Source organism: Aeromonas sp. s6 (assembly GCF_040907815.1).
Classification (GTDB): Bacteria; Pseudomonadota; Gammaproteobacteria; order Enterobacterales; family Aeromonadaceae; genus Aeromonas; species Aeromonas caviae.
Genome location: NZ_JBFOCN010000036.1, coordinates 1 through 19,507 on the forward strand (window position 1 = coordinate 1; position 19,507 = coordinate 19,507).

The 19,507-nt window shown below is 59.4% G+C and carries 20 protein-coding genes; 15 read left to right on the forward strand and 5 right to left on the reverse strand.

The features are described from left to right. Positions 1-224: 224 nt before the first annotated feature. Positions 225-1,415 (reverse strand): HD-GYP domain-containing protein, encoded by a 1,191-nt coding sequence (locus AB5Y50_RS05345; protein WP_368162437.1) that lies wholly within the window; start codon positions 1,413-1,415, stop codon positions 225-227. A gap of 172 nt (positions 1,416-1,587) precedes the next feature. Between AB5Y50_RS05345 and rsuA the strand changes: the two genes are divergently transcribed. Then, a complete protein-coding gene (gene rsuA, locus AB5Y50_RS05350; RefSeq protein WP_043153817.1) occupies positions 1,588-2,280 on the forward strand; it encodes a 16S rRNA pseudouridine(516) synthase RsuA in 693 nt (230 codons plus the stop codon). A gap of 101 nt (positions 2,281-2,381) precedes the next feature. Here the strand turns inward: rsuA and AB5Y50_RS05355 are convergent, their stop codons facing one another. Next, entirely contained in the window at positions 2,382-3,284 is a 903-nt protein-coding gene (locus AB5Y50_RS05355) for a DMT family transporter (protein WP_201873181.1), read from the reverse strand. A gap of 289 nt (positions 3,285-3,573) precedes the next feature. Here AB5Y50_RS05355 and AB5Y50_RS05360 point away from each other — a divergent pair, with 289 nt between their 5' ends. Beyond that, positions 3,574-5,211 (forward strand): peptide ABC transporter substrate-binding protein, encoded by a 1,638-nt coding sequence (locus tag AB5Y50_RS05360; RefSeq protein WP_052814883.1) that lies wholly within the window; start codon positions 3,574-3,576, stop codon positions 5,209-5,211. Between the two features lie 10 nt (positions 5,212-5,221). Further along, positions 5,222-5,764 carry a phosphodiesterase gene (gene yfcE / locus AB5Y50_RS05365; RefSeq protein ID WP_069652525.1) on the forward strand — a complete coding sequence of 181 codons (543 nt, stop codon included), beginning with the start codon at positions 5,222-5,224 and terminating at the stop codon, positions 5,762-5,764. Positions 5,765-5,807: 43 nt separating this feature from the next. On the opposite strand, the gene AB5Y50_RS05370 is transcribed toward yfcE, so the two are convergent. The 3 genes from AB5Y50_RS05370 to flgA form a co-directional block, all read right to left on the reverse strand. Further along, positions 5,808-6,224 (reverse strand): flagella synthesis protein FlgN, encoded by a 417-nt coding sequence (locus AB5Y50_RS05370; RefSeq protein WP_052815062.1) that lies wholly within the window; start codon positions 6,222-6,224, stop codon positions 5,808-5,810. Continuing rightward, complete coding sequence (flgM, locus tag AB5Y50_RS05375) at positions 6,221-6,541, reverse strand: flagellar biosynthesis anti-sigma factor FlgM (protein WP_069652526.1); 321 nt, start codon at positions 6,539-6,541, stop codon at positions 6,221-6,223. Before flgM ends, AB5Y50_RS05370 begins: the two co-directional genes overlap by 4 nt. A gap of 94 nt (positions 6,542-6,635) precedes the next feature. Then, complete coding sequence (gene flgA / locus AB5Y50_RS05380) at positions 6,636-7,241, reverse strand: flagellar basal body P-ring formation chaperone FlgA (RefSeq protein ID WP_029314756.1); 606 nt, start codon at positions 7,239-7,241, stop codon at positions 6,636-6,638. Positions 7,242-7,478: 237 nt separating this feature from the next. Here flgA and AB5Y50_RS05385 point away from each other — a divergent pair, with 237 nt between their 5' ends. The 12 genes from AB5Y50_RS05385 to AB5Y50_RS05440 all read left to right on the forward strand — a co-directional run bounded on the left by AB5Y50_RS05385 (position 7,479) and on the right by AB5Y50_RS05440 (position 19,505). Continuing rightward, a complete protein-coding gene (locus AB5Y50_RS05385) occupies positions 7,479-8,390 on the forward strand; it encodes a chemotaxis protein CheV (RefSeq protein WP_053288335.1) in 912 nt (303 codons plus the stop codon). 17 nt (positions 8,391-8,407) lie between these two features. Continuing rightward, positions 8,408-9,232, forward strand: a complete 825-nt coding sequence (locus tag AB5Y50_RS05390) for a protein-glutamate O-methyltransferase CheR (RefSeq protein ID WP_052815061.1) — start codon at positions 8,408-8,410, stop codon at positions 9,230-9,232. A gap of 61 nt (positions 9,233-9,293) precedes the next feature. Further along, a complete protein-coding gene (flgB, locus tag AB5Y50_RS05395) occupies positions 9,294-9,695 on the forward strand; it encodes a flagellar basal body rod protein FlgB (protein WP_053288337.1) in 402 nt (133 codons plus the stop codon). Then, a complete protein-coding gene (gene flgC / locus AB5Y50_RS05400) occupies positions 9,692-10,111 on the forward strand; it encodes a flagellar basal body rod protein FlgC (protein WP_053288338.1) in 420 nt (139 codons plus the stop codon). The genes flgB and flgC overlap by 4 nt, the downstream gene beginning before the upstream one ends. A 90-nt stretch (positions 10,112-10,201) precedes the next feature. Beyond that, on the forward strand, positions 10,202-10,939 hold the full coding sequence (locus tag AB5Y50_RS05405) for a flagellar hook assembly protein FlgD (RefSeq protein ID WP_102948625.1): 738 nt from the start codon (positions 10,202-10,204) through the stop codon (positions 10,937-10,939). Between the two features lie 10 nt (positions 10,940-10,949). Next, positions 10,950-12,815: a flagellar hook protein FlgE gene (locus AB5Y50_RS05410; protein ID WP_290436344.1), complete on the forward strand. Its 1,866-nt coding sequence runs from the start codon at positions 10,950-10,952 to the stop codon at positions 12,813-12,815. Between the two features lie 146 nt (positions 12,816-12,961). Continuing rightward, the gene (gene flgF, locus AB5Y50_RS05415) at positions 12,962-13,708 is read left to right on the forward strand and encodes a flagellar basal-body rod protein FlgF (protein ID WP_042648967.1); all 747 of its coding nucleotides are present in this window, start codon (positions 12,962-12,964) and stop codon (positions 13,706-13,708) included. A gap of 14 nt (positions 13,709-13,722) precedes the next feature. Continuing rightward, positions 13,723-14,511 carry a flagellar basal-body rod protein FlgG gene (flgG, locus tag AB5Y50_RS05420; protein ID WP_010675290.1) on the forward strand — a complete coding sequence of 263 codons (789 nt, stop codon included), beginning with the start codon at positions 13,723-13,725 and terminating at the stop codon, positions 14,509-14,511. 16 nt (positions 14,512-14,527) lie between these two features. After that, positions 14,528-15,199: a flagellar basal body L-ring protein FlgH gene (flgH, locus tag AB5Y50_RS05425; protein WP_010675289.1), complete on the forward strand. Its 672-nt coding sequence runs from the start codon at positions 14,528-14,530 to the stop codon at positions 15,197-15,199. Positions 15,200-15,259: 60 nt separating this feature from the next. Further along, complete coding sequence (locus AB5Y50_RS05430) at positions 15,260-16,357, forward strand: flagellar basal body P-ring protein FlgI (RefSeq protein ID WP_010675288.1); 1,098 nt, start codon at positions 15,260-15,262, stop codon at positions 16,355-16,357. A 46-nt stretch (positions 16,358-16,403) separates the two neighbouring features. Beyond that, positions 16,404-17,504 carry a flagellar assembly peptidoglycan hydrolase FlgJ gene (gene flgJ / locus AB5Y50_RS05435; RefSeq protein WP_128342607.1) on the forward strand — a complete coding sequence of 367 codons (1,101 nt, stop codon included), beginning with the start codon at positions 16,404-16,406 and terminating at the stop codon, positions 17,502-17,504. 3 nt (positions 17,505-17,507) lie between these two features. After that, complete coding sequence (locus AB5Y50_RS05440; protein WP_368162438.1) at positions 17,508-19,505, forward strand: flagellar basal body rod C-terminal domain-containing protein; 1,998 nt, start codon at positions 17,508-17,510, stop codon at positions 19,503-19,505. Positions 19,506-19,507: the final 2 nt, after the last annotated feature.

The window sequence follows — 19,507 nt, forward strand, 5'->3', positions numbered from 1 at the left end:
TATGAGGCGAACGCCGATGTGAACGGCGCTCGCAATATTTTAGCGGCGGGACACGCCGTTTTAGCCTGTGGAGGCGTGGTGCAATCAGGCCGCCCGATGAAGCAGGAACCCGGTACTGCGCGAGCAGCTATCACCCAGTAATGGGAATCCCCCTCCTGTGACGCGAAGCGCTAAGGTGGGGGAGGATGTCAATGCCGCGAGCAGCCGTCAACAAGCCGGACAGGTTAGACGAAGTTGACCAGGTTGATGCCAAACTCCTTGGGGTCCACCGTGCTCTCTATGGTCTCTTGAACCCCTTTCTTAGCGAGATCCAGCCACTGCACATCGAGATAGTGTCGACGACCGGCGTGATAGATCACCTTGACCACGGGCTTGAGCGGTTGTTGTTCATTGCGTTGCATTACGACAGCCAAACGTTGGTTGGAGAGCTGCACCAGGGTGCCCACCGGATAGACCCCCATGCACTTGATGAATTTGGTCACCAGGTCGGCATCAAAATGCAGATCAACCCCCTTGAGCAAAATGCGAAACGCCTGGGTAGGCTGCATGCCTTGTTTGTAGACCCTGTCTGCCGTCACCGCATCGTAGACATCGACGATGCCACTCATGCGGGTGTAGAGGGAGAGCTGATCCCCCTTGAGGCGCCGCGGGTAGCCGGTGCCATCGATCCGTTCGTGATGATTGGAAGCGACTTCCAGCATGATGGGGGTGATGCCGGCGGTGGCGGCCAGGATGTCGTGGCTGTGGATGACGTGCTCGCGCATCACCTCCAGCTCCTCATCGGTGAGCTTGCCCGGTTTGTTGAGCACCTCGTCCGGGGTCATGATCTTGCCCACGTCGTGGAGCAGGCCACCCAGGGTCAGCTCCTTGAGCACGCTGCGATCCAGCCCCAGATAGCGGCCGAAGTTCGCCAGGAGGATGGCGACATTCATGGAGTGCTCCATCAGGTAGGCATCCTTGGCACGGATCCGCGCCAAACAGAGCATGGCATCGCCGTGGGTGAACATGGTATCGACCATCTCTTCGGCCACGGCGGCAAGGGGCGTGATGTCGATGGGCTCACCGGCCTTGAGATGGCGAATGAACTTGCCCTGGAGTTCGCGCGCTTCCTGATAGAGCCGACGGATCTTGAGCTCGCGCCCTTCACCACTGCCGATCTGACGAGAGGAGCCCGCCCCGTTTGTCACCGCATCCGCCGGGCTTGCCGTGCCCCCTCCCGGCAGCTTGCTGCGGGCAAGATCCACCCGCACCGTCAGCACGCCGCGCCGGATCAGCGCCTCCACCTGTTGAGGGTTGGTCACCATGCCCGTCTGGGCAATTTCCATGGCGCCGGTCTGGCTGGCAATGGCAATGACATACATGCCAGGTTTCAACTGGCTGACGGGGATGACGGGGTGAGACTTCGTCGGCTTCATGGGTACATCCTGGGCTTATTATTATGTGTGATGTCGGTCTGCTGACGGCAGTCTATCACTGGCACATCATGGCGTCAGGCGCCATATTGAGTCCCTGTCGCTTAGTACTGGTGTTGTCGGGTCTGACCGATATAATGTCGCCCCCAATCATGATGGATTCCGAGGTTTTTGCATGCGGCTCGACAAATTTCTTTGCGATTGCTCCGATTTGACCCGTTCCCAGGCGGGCAAGCTGATCCGTCAGGGGGAAGTGCTGGTAGACGGCGTGCTGGTCAAGCAGCCCGCCTTTCACATCAATGAGCAACACCAGATCGAGTTTGACGGTGTGACCTTGACCCTGAACCTGCAGAATCGCTACTTCATGCTGCACAAGCCGGAAGGATATGTCTGCTCCAACGAGGACCCGGATCACGCCACCGTGTTCCACCTGCTCGACGAGCCGGCCATGGGTAAACTGCACGTGGTGGGGCGCCTCGATCTCGATACCACCGGGCTGGTGCTGATCACCGATGACGGCCAGTGGTCCCATCGCATCACGTCGCCCCGGCACGAGTGTGCGAAGACCTACCACGTCTGGCTGGCTGATCCCGTGAGTGAAGAGGCCATCTCGCTCTTTGCCGACGGTATCTACCTGCGCAACGAGAACGACAAGACCCGCCCTGCGGAGCTGGAAATCCTGGACGATCGGGAAGCACGCCTGACCATCCACGAGGGCAAGTATCACCAGGTGAAGCGGATGTTCGCCGCCATCGGCAACAAGGTGGTCGGACTGCATCGGGAACGCATCGGCGATCTGGCTCTGGACGATGAGCTGGCACCGGGGGAATACCGGGAGCTGACCGAAGAGGAAGTGGCCCTGTTCTAGGGGCGCGATCGCCTCTCTCCCTGTCCGGTACGAGGGAGCATCGGCGGCTCAGTGCCGCCGATGGGCGTGTTGGTCCTTCCTTCTTGCAGGAGAGACGGGGCTCAGTTCCCCATTCCCAGCACCAGGGCCGTGCCCAGGGTGGCGAGCAGGGCTCCGGCCCAGGCGGGGAGCGAGGGACGCATCCCCGAGTGCCACCACAGCAAGGGCAGCAGAATGACCGGTGTGGTGGAAGACAAGATGGCCACCATGCCCACATCTCCCTGACGCAGGGCCACCAGGATCAGGGTCATTCCCAGCGTCATCGCCAGAAATCCGTTGATGCCTATCATGCCGAGCACCTGCCGGTTGATTGGGTTGTGCGGCATGGCGAGCGGCAGGCGCAGTGCCCGCAAGACGCAGTGTGCCAAGAGTGCGCTGCCCATGCGCACGCCGGAAGCGCTCACCGCGTCCACGGTGCCGCTCATCATCACCGGCTTGGCGATGATGGCTCCGAGGCTCTGGCACAGGGCTGCGGTGAGGCCAAGGGCTATGCCGACCACGAGGCGGCCGCGCACCTGCTCCCATTCGTTCTGCAGGTTGTCGCCACGACGACCAAACAGGATGGCGAGCATGACCCCGGCCAGGACCAGCAAGGCGCCTGGCAGGCGCCAACCATCGAGCCGCTCGCCAAAGAGCCAGAGCCCAAGCAGGGCGGAGAAGAGGGCGTGGCAGGAGAAGAGCAGACCGCTGCGCCTGGGGCCGAGTCGGTTCATGCAGGCAAAGAGGGCAGTATCGCCGACGAAGATGCCGATGAGGCCGGAGAGGGCCAGCAGGGGAAGGGCGCTCTCGGTGAGGGTCTGCCAGCCTCCCGTCACCAGACTTGCGCTGGCCAGCATCAGGCTGACCAGGAACATCCGCCAGCGGCTGTAGGCAAAGGCCCCCAGATGGCGAGCCGGTTTGACGGAGATGAGGGCGGCGATCGCCCATAAACTGGCGGCAGCCAGCGCCAACCATTCGTAACCCATAAAGACCCCTGAAACGGTAGACGACAACCGGACCTACAGGCGACATATCACCCCGGGCCGATTGCTTACGGGGCAGGGGAGCGTGCCTTCTTGCTGTCGCACGCACCCGTGGCCGCTATGTCGTCATAAAACCATGAAAAAAATAGCCCGGAAGACTCCCTCTATCGGGCAGGCCCGATACAATACGGGCCGTCTTCGGGGATAACAAGCGCGGCATGATGCATTCGGTTCCAGGCGCGCCGCCGGCCTTCTCCCTATTGCAGTCAAAAGAATTGAACGAGGTTAATGTATGTTTTACCGTTTCGCCGTCAGGCCAGCCCGTCGCTGGCTATCTCCCTTACTGCTTGGGTTGATGGCGGTGCCGCCGTCACTGGCTAGTAGCGTGGTTGAGCAGACTTACATTTCAGATAGACAAACCCTGGTCAAAGGCAATGGCGCCGAACCCGAGTCCCTCGATCCGGCCCTGATCCGCTCCGGCTTCCCAGGGGAGGTGGTGCTGGTGGACCTGTTCGAGGGGCTGGTGAGCGAGGATGGACAGGGCATGATAGTGCCCGCCCAGGCCCAGCGCTGGGAGACCAGCGAGGATGGACTGGTGTGGCGTTTCTTTCTGCGTCCCCAGCTCAAATGGTCCAACGGCGAGCCCCTCACAGCCCGGGATTTCGTCTACGCCTGGCGGCGGCTGCTGAATCCGGCGCAGGCTTCCCCCTCCGCTGGCCTGTTGCTGGCGACCGGCATCAACAATGCCCAGTCCATTTATGCCGGTGCGCTCGATCTCGATGCCCTGGGGGTGGAGGCAGAAAGCGACCAGATCCTGAAAGTGACCCTGGAGCGTCCCGTTCCCTATTTCCTGCAACTGGTCAGCCAGCGTCCCTTCGTGCCGGTCAACGAACGGGTCATCACCCAGTTTGGCAAGCAGTGGACCCAGCCAGGCAAGATGGTGAGCAATGGCCCTTACAAGCTGGCGAGCTGGGTGGTGAACGAGCGCATCGAAGCCGAGCGCAACCCCCAGTACTGGGATGACGCCCATACCCGGATCCAGCGGGTGACCTACCTGCCGCTCGCTTCCCAGCATGGGGAGCGGCTGCGTTACGAAGCGGGGGAGATCCAGCTCACCAACAAGGTGGCGCTGGAGTACTACCAGAAGACCATGCAGGAGGCACCGGAGCGGATCTGGGGTTTGCCGCTGCTTGGCACCTATCTTTATACCTTCAATCTCAATCTCCCTGAATTGCAGGATGTGCGGGTGCGCCAAGCGCTCTCCATGGCCATTGATCGCTACCTGCTGACCGAGAAGGTGAGCGGCCAGGGAGAACGTCCTGCCTGGTCATTGCTGCCCGCCATGCCAGGTTATGACGAACTGGATATCCCCCTCTCCCGGGAAGACCAGTCAACTCGGTTGGCCCGCGCAGCCGCGCTGTTGGCCCAGGCAGGCTACAACAGCGCCCATCCTCTCAGGTTGACACTGACCTACAACACGTCGGAGAACCACAAGAAGCTGGCTCTGGCGGTGGCGGCCATGTGGAAACCGCTGGGGGTAGAAGTCTCCCTCAACAACATGGAGTGGAATGCTTATCAGGTGGCCAAGAACAGTGGTGATTTCATGCTGGCTCGTTCATTTTTGTTTGGTGATTATGTCGAGCCGTCGTCCATGCTTGGCAGTTTCCGCTGCCAGGATCCCCAGAACGAGAGCGGCTACTGCAACCCCGTCTTCGATGGTCTGCTGCAGCAGGCCTCCGAGACCCTGGATGCCAACGTTAGGTCCGGGATCTATCATCAGGCCGAGCAACTGCTGATGGAGGAGGTGCCCGTCATCCCCGTCTATCACTACAACCAGATGAGACTGGTGGACCCGGCACTGCGCGGCTTGCCGAGCCGCAACCTCAAGGGCGCCATCGCCACCAAGGATCTCTATTTCAGCCAGCCATGAGGAGTGTGGAATGAAGATTGCTATTATCTCGGATCTGCACGGCAGTCTGACTGCCCTCGAGCAGGTGCTGGCGCAACTCGCTCCCTGGCAGCCTGATCACTATCTGCTGCTCGGGGATCTGCTCAATCACGGGCCGCGCAATCCGGTGCCGGCGGGGTATGATCCTGCTGCCGTGGCTGCAAGGCTCAACCAGCTGGCCCCCCGCATCATGGCGGTGCGTGGCAATTGCGATTCGGAGGTGGACCAGATGCTGCTCCACTTCCCCATCACGGCGCCCTACAACCAGCTACTGGTGGATGGGCGGCGTTGGTTTGTCAGCCACGGTCATCTCTATGAGCCCAGCAACGTGCCCCTGCCTGCAGGGAGCCTGTTCATCAGCGGTCATACCCATGTGCCTGTGCTATGTCAGGAAGGAGAGATGATCCTGATGAACCCGGGGTCTATCTGTTTTCCAAGGGGCGAGTGGGTGGCCAGTTATGGGCGATATCACGAGGGCCGCATGAGCATTCATGCCTGCAAGGATGGAGAAACCCTGATGCAGCTGGTGCTCTGACTAGGGGCCCAAAAGGAGAGGAAGCCCGAAGGGGGAGAGGAGATCAGGCCTTGATCCCGAAAGAGCGGGTGCCTGAGCGGGTATTGCCTTTGGCGTCATAGGTCAGGGAGCTGCTGTCTCTGAGCTTGCTGAGGAAGCTGGCGAGACGGCGATTGGAGACAATACTGAGTTCGAGCAGACGTCCGTTGAGATTGTTCTGCTCCTGGCAGGCTTCCAGCTTGGCTTGAAGGGCCTGCAATTGGGTCGGGAAGGCGCTCAGCTGTTGCTTCAGGTCGGGTAGCTCCGCCAGAGTCTTGTCCAGCGTCTCGATGGCCACCAGCAGTTGCTGCTTGCGATCGGCGAGTGCCGGCAAGGCAAGGGCCCGGTGAGCCTTGAGGAGGTCGAACTCCTCTGCCAGCAAGCCTTGCATCTGGGAGAGGTTGTCGTCCTGAGCGCGCAGCAGCGAAGGGAGGTCCATCATCCCAACCGTTTATCCAGATCGGCTTCAAAGCTGAACATCTTTCTGGCCACGGTTTCGCTGTTGACCTTGTACTCCCCACTGGCCACGGCCTTCTTCAGGCTCTCGACGCGGCTCTCGTTACCGGTGGAGGCGGTGTTGAGGGTCTTCTGCATCTGCTGCAATTGCTGCGCCTCACTGGTCAAGGAGACAGAGTCGCTCTTGACGGTGGTCGCACGGCTGCCCTCGCTGGAGGTCGCCGGCTTGGTGGCTACACCTTGACTGCTGCCGCTGTTTTGCAGGCGGTTGTTAGCCAAGTTGTTGATATTGTTGATAGCCATAAGGTTTACCTTCGTCTGCTTTACTGTTCGCTTACCTGTGTATCGGTGACGGCGGTCAGAACTTTAGAAAAAAATTGCGCAGTGCATTCCTGTGTCAGAATGTCACGACCACGGAGCCCACTGCACTGACCTGGCCTTGCACCGTTCTGCCCGAGCGCGTGTTGACAAGCCGGATCATGTCTCCGAAGCTGCCATCTTGCAAGGCGCGGGCCATGGTTTTGATCTGCATGCTGCTGTTTTCAGCACTCAGGGTGACCTGGTCCCCCTTGCAGACCACGCAGACCTGGGTCAGTCTGATTGGCTGGCCCGGTTTGAGCTCACGTTTGCTACGTACCCCGATGAGTGCGGTCGGATCGGTAAGGTAGTCGCCACGGATCAGGGTTTGGTCCTGGTATGCCAAGGTCAGCATCGGTTCGCTCAGGATGTCTCCCTTGGCAACCGGGACGGCGACGGTGACATAGGGTTTCTGGATGCTGACCCGGACAGGGAGATAGAGATCCCAGGATTTATCTCCCTCGCACTTGAGGTAGACGGTGGTGTTGCGACGGATCTCCATCCTGGCGGGGAGGGAAATGGTGAGGGCATCTTCGCAGCGCGTGAGGGGGAGGCGCTCGTCAATGGTGCCGGCCTTGACGTCGGCCTGTGCATCGAGGGGAATATCGAGCTGGTCGAGCACGAACGCCTGTGCCTGTTCTTGCAGATAGTCGGTGACCTCGGACGCCATGGCGTGAGACAGACTGCAAAACGGCAGTAAGATAAGGAAAAGTCTACTAATCATTTTTGCTTACCGGTCGATAAGTTATTCACGTATACCACCGTAGTTAACTATGCTTGCTCCAGAATTATTCTGTTGTTGAAACAACGATGGTCTGATGTAAGCCAATGTGCATGCATAATGATATGCACGATCAGTGCCAAGCATTTTTAGGGAGTGTTTATGGCGAGTGTTCTGGACTCGGTTAACCAGCGAACCCAATTAGTGGGACAAAATAGGCTGGAGCTGCTGCTGTTTCGTCTCAATGGACGTCAAAGATTTGGCATCAACGTATTCAAAGTACGCGAGGTGCTGCAGTGTCCCCCTCTGACCGTCATGCCCAAGCTCAACTCCTGCATTCGCGGCGTGGCACATATCCGTGGCCAGACCATCTCGGTGATCGATCTCAGCATGGCGATGGGCAAGCGCCCCATCCAGGATCTCTCCAAGTGCTTCATCATCATCTCCGAGTACAACCGCTCCATTCAGGGGTTCCTGGTCCACTCGGTCGAGCGCATCATCAACATGAACTGGGAGTCCATTCTGCCGCCACCCAAAGGGGCTGGTCGCATCAACTACATGACGGCAGTGACCGAGGTAGATGGCGAGCTGGTGGAGATCTTGGACGTGGAGCGCATTCTCAACGAGATTTCGCCGGTCTCCACTGAGGTGTCCACCGAATTGGTGGAAGCAAGCGTGGAGCGCAATCCTCACGGGCGTCCCGTGCTGGTTGCGGACGACTCTTCGGTTGCGCGCAAGCAGGTACAACGTGCACTGGAGGCTATCGGGGTGCAGTGCGTGCTGGCCAAGGATGGACGGGAAGCGCTCAACATGTTGTTGGAGATGTCCAAAAATGGCCCCATACATGATCAGATTGCATTGGTTATTTCAGATATTGAAATGCCGGAGATGGATGGTTATACCTTCACCGCCGAGATCCGCAACAATCCCAACCTCAAGGATTTGCATGTTATCCTGCACACTTCCCTCAGTGGGGTGTTCAATCAGGCCATGGTGCAGAAAGTCGGAGCGAACAATTTCATTGCCAAATTCCAGCCGGATGAATTGGCCAAGGCCGTACAAGGCGCTCTCTAATCAAGAAGAACAACTGCATGAAGACACTTTCGGACGACTTATACAGGCAATTCAGCAATTTTCTGGCACAACAGAGCGGCATAGTACTGGGTGACAACAAACAGTATCTGGTTAAAAGCCGCCTGTCGCCCTTGATGACTCAGTTTGGTATCGAGAGTCTGTCTGATCTGGTCACCCGGGCGATGAGCGTGCGCGAGCGGGAACTCAAGATGGCAGTGATCGATGCCATGACCACCAACGAGACTTTGTGGTTTCGCGATACCTATCCGTTCCAGTTATTGAGTGACAAGATTTTCCCGGAGCTTGGTAAGAGCGGTCGCACCATCAAGATATGGTCTGCCGCCTCTTCGTCCGGACAGGAGCCCTACTCCATCGCCATGACGGCGCTGGAGCAGCAAGTTAAACGGCCGGGTAGCATGCCGGGCGGGGTGCAAATAGTAGGGACCGATATATCCAGCACCATGCTGAACCAGTGTAAGGAAGGGATCTACGATAGCCTTGCACTGGCTCGCGGGCTTTCCCCCGAGCGCAAGCGACTCTTTTTCGAACCCTATGGCGACAACAAGATGCGGGTGGTGGAGCGTGTCAGAAAATTGACCAGCTTCCGTCCCCTCAACCTGCTGGAGAGCTACAGCCTGCTCGGCAAGTTTGACATCATCTTCTGTCGCAACGTGCTCATCTACTTTGCGCCCGAAGTGAAATCCAAGATCCTCAACCAGTTCGCCAGCAGCCTCAATCCTGGCGGCTACCTGATGCTGGGGGCCTCCGAGTCTCTGGCTGGCCTCACCGATAAGTTCGAGATGATCCGCTGCAACCCCGGCATCGTCTACAAGGTCAAATAACCCCGCTCAATACCCTCTTGGCACACCTCTTGCTAAATATCCATGAAGCAGGAGGTGTGCTATGGCAATTTCATTCGACAAGGCATTTGGTGTTCATCAGTACACGCTGAGCGTGCGCGCCAAGCGTGCCGAGGTGTTGTCCAGCAACATCGCCAATGCGGATACGCCGGGTTTCAAGGCCCGTGACATCAACTTCTCACAAGCGTTGCAGGATGCCCAGGGCCAGCAAGGGTTCGGGCTCAGCACTACCAGCGAGAAGCACTTCGCCTTGCAGATGGATTCCCCGGGCACGACCCAGTACCGCAATCCCCTGCAACCGGATACCGGTGACGGCAACACGGTGGACGTACAGCAGGAGCGCAGCGAGTTCCTGCGCAACAGCCTTGAATACCAGGCCTCTCTTGAATTCATGAACAGCAAGATAAGCGGCCTGCTCAAGGCACTGAAAGGAGAGCAAGGATGAGTTTGTTCAAGGTCTTTGACATTGCAGGCTCAGCCATGAGCGCGCAGTCCGTTCGCCTCAACACGGTGGCGAGCAACATGGCCAACGCTGACAGCGTCAGCTCCAGCGTGGAAAAAACTTACCACGCCAGGCGGCCAGTCTTTGCCGCCCAGTTGGATCAGGCCATGACCGACAAGCAGGCCTCGGTCGGGGTGGATGTGAAGGGCATCGTCGAGAGTGATGCGCCCCTGCTCAAGGAGTACAACCCGAATCACCCCATGGCGGACAAGGATGGCTTCATCTTCAAGCCCAACGTCAACATGGTGGAAGAGATGGCGGACATGATAGCGGCGTCGCGCAGCTACCAGACCAACGTCCAGGTGGCCGATGCGGCCAAGAAAATGTTGCAGCAGACCCTGGGTCTGGGCAAGTCCTGACAGAGGTGAACCCGGATGAGAGTGACCCGTGATCGCCTGCCAGGCGGCAACAATCGGCCCAGTGGGCACGCCCTAGAGGGGGGAGCATAAGTGGCAGATACCTATGACAGCCTGCTGGGCGTCAACCGGACGACGTCGGCCCAGACCAGTACGGTCAACACCAGTACCCAGAAAAAGGAGCTGGATCAGGAGTCCTTCCTGAAACTGCTGACCATGCAGCTCTCCTATCAGGATCCGTTCAAACCGGTGGACAACGCCCAGATGCTTTCCCAGATGACCTCGATGTCAACGTCTCAGGGGATCAGCAGCCTCTCCACCCAGATGGAGAGCCTCAACAGCCTGATGACCTCCAGCCAGGCGCTGCAGGCCTCCGCGCTGGTGGGGCAGAACGTGCTGATCCCGTCCAACACGGGTTACGTGGAGAAGGGGGGCACCCTCACGGGGGTCATCGCCACCGGCGATGGCGGCAGCAACATTAAGGTGACGGTGAAGGACGAGAGCGGCCAGGTCATCAGGGAGTTCGCCATTGAAGGGAGCCACAAGGGGAACGTGGCCTTCGAATGGGATGGCAAGGACAAGTCCGGCAACGAGGCCAAGAGCGGCAAGTATTCGATAGAGGCGCATGCCACCGTCGACGGCAAGTCGGAGAGTATCCCCGCCCTGACTTACGCCAAGGTGGAGAGCGTCACCCTGGGAACGAGCACCAACCCCAGCACCCTCAAACTCAAGGGACTGGGCGGCATCTACCTGACCGATGTATTGGAAATTGGCGCGACGACCGGCAAGACCACCACCCAGTCGGCTTCGTCCTCTAACGCAGTGATCTAAGGAGAAAGACATGTCATTCAACAATGCCCTCAGCGGCATCAATGCGGCTCAAAAAGACCTGAACGTCACCGCGAACAACATTGCCAACGTCAATACCACCGGCTTCAAGGAGTCCCGTGCCGAGTTTGCCGACGTCTACGCCAATTCTATCTTCGTCAACGCCAAGACCCAGGTCGGCAACGGTGTGGCGACTGGCGCTGTGGCTCAGCAGTTCCACCAGGGCGCGCTGCAATTCACCAACAACGCGCTGGATCTTGCCATCCAGGGCAACGGCTTCTTCGTGACCTCGGACGGCCTGACCAACCTGGATCGCACCTACACCCGTGCGGGCGCCTTCAAGCTCAATGAAAACAGCTATATGGTGAGCAATTCAGGTGGCTACTTGCAGGGATACGAGATCAACGCCGATGGCACCCCAAAAGCAGTTAGCATTACTGCAACTCGGCCAATTCAGATCCCTGATCGTGCCGGAGAGCCTGTACAGACATCACAAGTCAATGCCAGTTTTAATCTACCCACCACCTCGACACCAAAAGCCAGTGGTGCAGACCCATTGATGACTTCTCAGGTTAATAGCAGTTTTAATTTGGACTCTAGCGCTAATGTCATTAATCCTGGTTTGGCATTTGACCCGAATGATCCCAGCACTTATTCAATGCAAACTACTACTGATGTCTATGACTCACTTGGAGAGAAGCACACAATTACTCAGTACTTTGCCAAGGACGCAGATCCAGCAAATCCCACTCAGTCTGCAGTACCTGCAACTTGGCGTATGTACCTCTTCCAAGGGACGACTCCTATAAATATTAATGATGCGGGAACCCCACAGCAGTTTGCGCGAATTAATTTCGATACTTCTGGCACTATGACTGGTACGGTTCCTGCTGAATTAAAAACAGTACCTTTAGGAACTCCCAACCCGCCGAGTGCTGTTCCTGGTGCTGGCATTAACATGAATGGTGCTAATGAGTCTCAGGTTGTTGAGTTCAAGTTCGATGCGGTAAGCGAATCGGCATCACCATACAAAGTTAACCAATTGAACCAGGACGGTATCGCCCGCACATATTCCAAGTTTGATCCAAAAGATTCAACTACATATTCCTCATCAACATCTGTGGTTGCATATGACTCCCTTGGTGAGCCGCACACTATCACGCAGTATTTTGTCAAGGAGGCAGATTCTACAGATCCAAGCAAGGCGACTGTACCTACTGCTTGGCGTATGTACCTTTATGAAGGTGATAAACCCATTGATATTGTTGGCGGTCAAGCGACGGCAATGGCAACTGGCCTAAGTCAAGCACCTCTGAGTGCGCGTGTCACTTTTGATGCTTCTGGAAGAATGCAGACACCTACTAGTCCTGAGGTCATTAAGACCGAACCCTTGGGCACTCCAGGCGCCGGCATTATTACTAATGGTGCCGATGGCACTCAGGATATCGAGCTCAAGCTCGGTACCGTGACACAGTACGCTTCACCTTTTGAAGTCAACCAATTGACCCAGGATGGCTCCACTGTCGGTCGCTTGACGAAGGTCGAAATTACGGGAGATGGCATCATATCGGCAACCTACAGTAATGCCACCACCGTCAAGGTTGCCATGGTGGCCATGGCTAAGTTTGCCAATTCTCAGGGGCTGACCCAGGTCGGCGACACCTCCTGGCGCCAGTCCCTGCTCTCTGGCGATGCCTTGCCCGGCACCCCGAACTCCGGCACGTTCGGCTCCATCAAGTCGTCGGCGCTGGAGCAGTCCAACGTGGACCTCACCACCGAGCTGGTCGATCTCATCACTGCCCAGCGCAACTTCCAGGCGAACTCCCGTTCCCTGGAAGTGAACAGCTCCCTGCAGCAGAACATACTGCAGATCCGCTAAGACGGCGGGTAGTTGGCAGGGGCGCTTCGGCGCCCCTTGTCATTTCCGTCCCGCCTCATTTCCTCCTTTCATGCCATCTTCGTCATCTCTCTTGGCATTCAACTTGCAGTTGAGCTGTGAGAGTCATCTGTTTGACGGAGGATCCCATGGATCACCTGCTTTACATCGCCATGTCCGGGGCCAAGGAGAACATGAACAGCCTGGCTGTTCGTGGCAACAACCTGGCCAACGCCAACACCATTGGCTTCAAGTCTGACTTCGAGCAGGCGCGCAGCATGCAGGCGTTTGGCGAAGGGCTGCCCACGCGGGTGTTCGCCATGACCGAGCGGCCGGGCCAGAACTTGCAACACGGCCTGCTGCAGACCACGGGGCGGGATCTTGACGTTGCCGTCGATGGGCCGGGCTGGATTGCGGTGCAGGATCCCAATGGCGCGGAAGCCTATACCCGCATGGGCAACCTGCAGCTCAATGCCACCGGCAATCTGCAGACTTCCACCGGTCTGAATGTGGTGGATGATGCCGGTCAGCCCATCGTGCTGCCCCTGCCCATGGAGAAGATCGAGATCAATCGTGACGGTACCATCAGCGGCCGTCCCGAGGGGGCAGCCGCCAACCTGCCGGAAGATTTCCAGCGTATCAAGCTGGTCAACCCGGCGGCAGATGCGGTGGAGAAAGGCCAGGACGGCCTGTTTCGCCGCAAGGATGGCCAGAATGAGGCCGCGTCTGCGGATGTGGGCCTGATCGCCGGCTCCCTTGAGGGGAGCAACGTCAACGTGGTCGACGAGATGACCAACCTTATTCGCTTGCAACGTCAGTTTGAAACTCAGGTCAAGATCATGAAGACCGCCGAGGAGAACGACGAGGCACAAACCCAGCTGCTGCGTATCAGCTAATCAAGGAGCACCCCATGAATCCTGCACTCTGGATCAGCAAGACCGGCCTCGATGCCCAGCAGACCAACATCTCGGTCACCTCGAACAACCTGGCGAACGCCAGCACCGTGGGCTACAAGAAGGCGCGGGCCATCTTCGAGGATCTGCTTTATCAGAACATCAACCAGCCTGGCGGTCGCTCCTCGGCGGACACCGAGCTCCCTTCCGGCCTGATGCTGGGGGCGGGGGCCAAGGTGGTCGCCACCCAGAAAAACCACAGTCAGGGCAACGTCCAGACCACGGACAACTCCCTTGATCTGATGATCAGCGGCCGCGGCTACTTCGAAATCCAGCTGCCCGATGGCAGCGCCGCCTATACCCGCAACGGCCAGTTCACCCTGAACGACGAGGGGACCATCGTCACCCCGGGCAACGGTTACCCGTTGCAACCGGAGATCCAGATCCCCGAGAACGCCCAGAGCGTCACCGTGGGGGAGGATGGCCAGGTCTCCGTCCAGCTCAAGGGGGATGGCCAGTCCCAGGTGGTGGGCCAGATCAACACCACGGACTTCGTCAACCCCACCGGCCTGCAGCCCATGGGGGAGAACCTCTTCCTCGAGACCCAGTCCAGCGGCGCCCCCATTCAGGGGACTGCCGGCGCGGACGGGCTGGGGGTGATCAAGCAGGGGATGCTGGAGACCTCCAACGTCAACGTGACCGAGGAGCTGGTGAATCTCATCCAAGCTCAGCGGGTCTACGAGATGAACTCCAAGGTCATCTCCGCCGTCGACTCCATGATGTCCTTCCTGACCCAGCGGACCTGATGAAAGGAGTGCCATGATGAAAGCCATATGGATGCTGGGACTGCTGACCCTGGCGGGTTGCACCAGTACCCCCAATACCGCCAAACCGGATGACCCGGATTTCGCCCCCGTCTACGGGGAGTCGGAGCCGGTGTCGGTGCGCCCGACCGGCGCCATCTTCCAGCCCGAGCAGGTCAACGGCATCTACTCGGACATCAAGGCGCACCGGGTGGGTGACATCATCACCATCCAGTTGGCGGAGTCGACCTCGGCGTCGAAAAAGGCCAACACCCAGAGCGGCAAGGACAACAAGCTGGCGCTCGACCCCGTCACCCTGGGTGGCGTGCCGGTCACGGCGGGGCCCTACGATCTGTCGGCCTCCATCGGCCAGAACAGTGCCTTCAAGGGGCAGGCCAAGGCGGATCAGAGCAACAGCCTGCAGGGCAACATTTCGGTCAGCGTGGTCAAGGTACTGCCAAACGGCAACCTGCTGGTGCGCGGCGAGAAGTGGATCATGCTCAACAATGGCAACGAATACATCCGTATCACCGGTCTGGTGCGCCCGGAGGACGTGAGCTCGGAAAACAGCGTCTCCTCCCAGCGGGTGGCCAATGCGCGTATCTATTACGGCGGTACCGGGGATCTGGCGAACACCCAGGAACAGGGCTGGCTCACCAGCTTCTTCAACGGCCCCTGGTGGCCCATTTAAGACTCAAGAGTCCGGGGTGTTCACGGGCCCTGGAACAGGAAGGTTTTGTTAGGAGATGTCATGAACCGATTCCGTCTGCTTGCCCTGCTGTGCTGCCTGCTGCCCTTCGGGCTGGCGCACGCATCCCGCATCAAGGACCTCGCCTCGGTGGAAGGAGTGCGCAGCAACCAGCTTATCGGTTACGGTCTGGTGGTGGGCCTGCCCGGCACGGGGGAGAAGAACAACGCCTTCACCGAGCAGACCTTCAGGACCATGCTCAACAACTTCGGCATCAAGGTGCCTGACAACATCAAGCCCAAGATCAAGGACGTGGCGCCGGTGGCCATCCACGCGGATCTGCCCCCCTTCTCCAAGCCGGGTCAGACCATAGACGTCACCGTCTCCGCCATCGGCGAGGCGAAGAGCCTGCGTGGCGGCACCCTGCTCCAGACCTTCCTGAAAGGACTGGATGGCCGCGTCTATGCGGTGGCCCAGGGCAGCCTAGTGGTCGGTGGCCTCGGGGCCGAAGGGGCGGACGGCTCCAAGGTGGTGGTGAACACGCCCACAGTGGGGCGTATCGCCAACGGGGCGACCGTGGAGCGGGAGGTTCCCAACTCCTTCAGCCAGGGCGACACCATCACCTTCAACCTGAACCGGCCGGACTTCACCACCGCCCGCCGTCTGGCGGACGTGGTCAACGATCTGGTGGGTCCGAACACCGCCCAGGCGATGGACGCTACCTCCATCAAGGTATTCGCGCCGCGGGATCCGGCCCAGCGGGTCTCCTACCTCTCCACCATCGAGAACCTGGAAGTGGACCCGGCGAGCGAGTCCGCCAAGATCATCGTGAATTCGCGCACCGGGACCATCGTCATCGGCAGCGAGGTCAAGCTGCGCCCGGCGGCCATCAGCCACGGTGGGCTGACGGTCACCATCGCCGAGAACCAGCAGGTCTCCCAACCCAATCCGCTCGCTGGCGGGCAGACGGCGGTCACCAACAACTCCACCATCAACGTGCAGCAGGATCCCGGTCGGATGTTCAAGCTCGATACCGGCGCGACCCTGGACGATCTGGTGCGGGCGGTGAACCAGGTGGGGGTCGCCCCCGGGGATCTGATGGCGATCCTGGAGGCGCTGCAGCAGGCGGGCGCGATCCAGGGCCAACTGGTCATTCTGTAATTTCGTGAGCGGCAAGCGGTTGCCACGGGCGGCAAAGAGGTAGGTTATGGCAGAGTTCGACACCCAGAGCGGTATCAATATTGGCATGGTGCAGGACGTCCAGAACCTGGACAAACTGCGCCAGATGAGCCTGAGCAAGGAGGGGAAGCAAGGGGCCCTGATGGCGGCCGCCCGCCAGTTCGAATCCATCTTCACCCAGACCCTGTTCAAGGGGATGCGCCAGGCCAACTCGGTGCTCACCGAGGGCAACCCGATGAACAGCAGCTACACCCAGTTCTATGAAGGGATGCTGGACGAGCAGCGGGTTGCCGACATGTCGAGCAAGGGGGGGCTGGGCATTGCCGAGATGGTGGCCAGGCAGCTCTCTCCCGAGCAGACCTTCACCCATCAGGATGGCCGGGTACTCAAGCTGCCCCAGCGTACCGAGCGAGTCTACAAGCCCTATCAACCCCCCAGTGCCTCCAACGATCTGATTGCTGCCTCCAAAGTTGGCAAAGATTTTGCTGATAACGAAATGAAGGGTGAGCTGAATGGGGCCGAGCGTACGCTGGCCATGCCAAGACGCCCCCACCGCACCGTGCCGCCCATGGGCAGCAGCCAGAGGCCTTCGGCCCTGGATGGCAGCGCCAAGGTGTTTGACAGCCCGGAAGAGTTCGTCGACAGGCTGATGCCGCTGGCCAAGAAGGCGGCGGATAAGCTGGGGTTGAGCCCGGCGGTGTTGGTGGCCCAGGCCGCCCTTGAGAGTGGCTGGGGAAAGCGGGTGATCAAGGATGCAGACGGAAACGTGACGCACAACCTGTTCGGCATCAAGGCGGATCCGCGATGGGAAGGCCCCAAGGCGGTGGTGAGCACCCTGGAATACGAGCAAGGGGTGGCCTCGCGCCAGAAGGCGGCGTTTCGCTCCTACGAGTCGTTCGAAGAGAGCTTCAACGACTACGTGGATTTCCTGACCTCTGGGAGTCGCTACAAGGGGGCGCTGGCCAAGGTGGACAGCCCGGACGGTTACTTCGAGGCGTTGCAGCAGGCCGGTTATGCCACCGATCCCCAGTACGCCAGGAAACTTAAACAAGTGTTGCGCAGTGATGCCATCGCCGGCTATTCGACGCCCGGCAACATTGCAGACAGGAACACAGAGATGGAGCTGTAAGCTATGGCAAGCGATCTGCTTGGAATTGGGACCTCGGGTGTGTTGGCCCAGCAGCGACTGCTGCAGACCACCAGCAACAACATAGTGAACGTCAATAGCCAGGGCTATGTACGTGAACGCACCCTGATCTACACCAATTCCGTCGGATTGGGGACGGGCGACATGGTGAGTGATCGCATCATCAACGCCTATGCCCAGGCCGAGGTTCGCCGGGATACGTCCGCTTATAACGCCGCCAACACCCGCTACGATCAACTGTTCCAGCTCGACAGCCTGCTCGGTGATGCCAGCAACAGTGTGGGGTCCACCATCACCTCCTACTTCAAGGCTTTCCACACCGCCAACGAGTCACCGTCCGAGATCGGAGGGCGCCAGACGACCCTGAGTGAACTGAGCGGTATGGTGGACAGATTCCACACCCTCTCCGCCCAGCTCGACAAGCAGTCCGATACCATTAACGCCACCATAGGGGACGAGACGGACAGGGTGAACAGCCTGCTGAACAGCATCAACGATCTGAACCAGTCCATCGTCCGCACCCAGGGCTCCCCTGAAGAGAACCTGATGCTGTTCGATCAGCGTGATGAGGCAATTCGCCAGCTCTCCGAGAAGATGGAGATCCGCACCGTGACCCAGCCCAACGGCAGCATGCTGGTCAACATGAGCACAGGGCACTCCCTGGTGCTCGATGGCGGCGTGGCCCAGTTCAAGGTGGTGCCGGGGGACCCGGATTCCCGTGAGCCTTCCCTGCAGCTGACCCTGGGCAAGAACCAGGCCAGCATCAACGACCAGGATATTGGCGGTGCCATCGGTGGCCTCTTCACCGCGCGTCGGGATCTGGAGCCCGCCAAGCGGGAGCTGGGGCAGCTGGCCGTCGCCCTGGGGGATGCCATGAACCAGCAGAACCGGCTGGGGATGGATCTCGACAACGAGCTTGGGGGGGATCTCTTCACCCTCAAGGGAAGCCAGGGGCTGCCCTACGCCAGCAACCAGGGTAACGGGGCGGCCAGCGTCAACTTCGTCCCCGGCAAGGGGAGCGAGGTCACCACCTTCGACTACGAGGTGCGGTTCAACAGCGCCACCGGTTACGAGGTGTTCGCCATCGACGGCAGCGGGCAGCGTACCTCGCTCGCCACGGGGACCACGCCGCCAGCCACCTTCGAGGTGGCGGGGCACGGCATCGAAATCGATCTCTCCGGCACTCCGGTCGCGGGTGACAAGATCTTGTTGCAACCCACCCGGAATGCGGCTGCCAACCTGGAGCAGGCGATCACCCGTCCCGAGGATATCGCGCTGGCATCCCCCCTGAAGGCAGACAAGGGATCCCAGAACCTGGGCTCGGGCGAGATAACGCTGGGCGGTGTCTACAACACCGGCACGGGCTCGGGTTTTGGCACCAACACTCTGGACCCGAGTGACCCCCAGGTCATCAAGATCGACGGCAGCGGCAACTACGAGGTCTATGACAAGAACAACAACCTGCTGGGTGTCGCCCCCGCCTCCAGCAAGGGAAAGAACCTGATGGCCGCCCTCGAGAGCCCCCTTGGGGGGCCCAAGGTCTACGCCGATCCGACCCAGAGCCCGGGCTATGAGTTCAGCATCACCGGCAAGGTGGAGGCCAGCGACAGCTTCACGCTCAGCTACAACAAGGACGGCTTTGCGGACAACGCCAACGGCCTGGCGCTGGCGGAGCTGCAGAACAAGGAGCTGGTGCGCAAGAACAACAACGCCGCCACCAGCAACGACAAGATGACCTTCAACGATGCCTACTCGGGTCTGGTGAGCGGCATTGGCAACAAGACCAGCCAGGCCAAGACCCTGTTGCAGGCCAACGAGGCGAAGCTGACCCAGAGTACCGCCATCTTCGAGAGTGTCTCCGGCGTCAATCTGGAGGAGGAGGCGGCCAACCTCATCCGCTTCCAGCAGTCCTATGCGGCCTCGGCCCAGATAGTGAACACCGCCAAGACCATCTTCGACACCCTGCTCTCCTCCGTGAGGTAAGT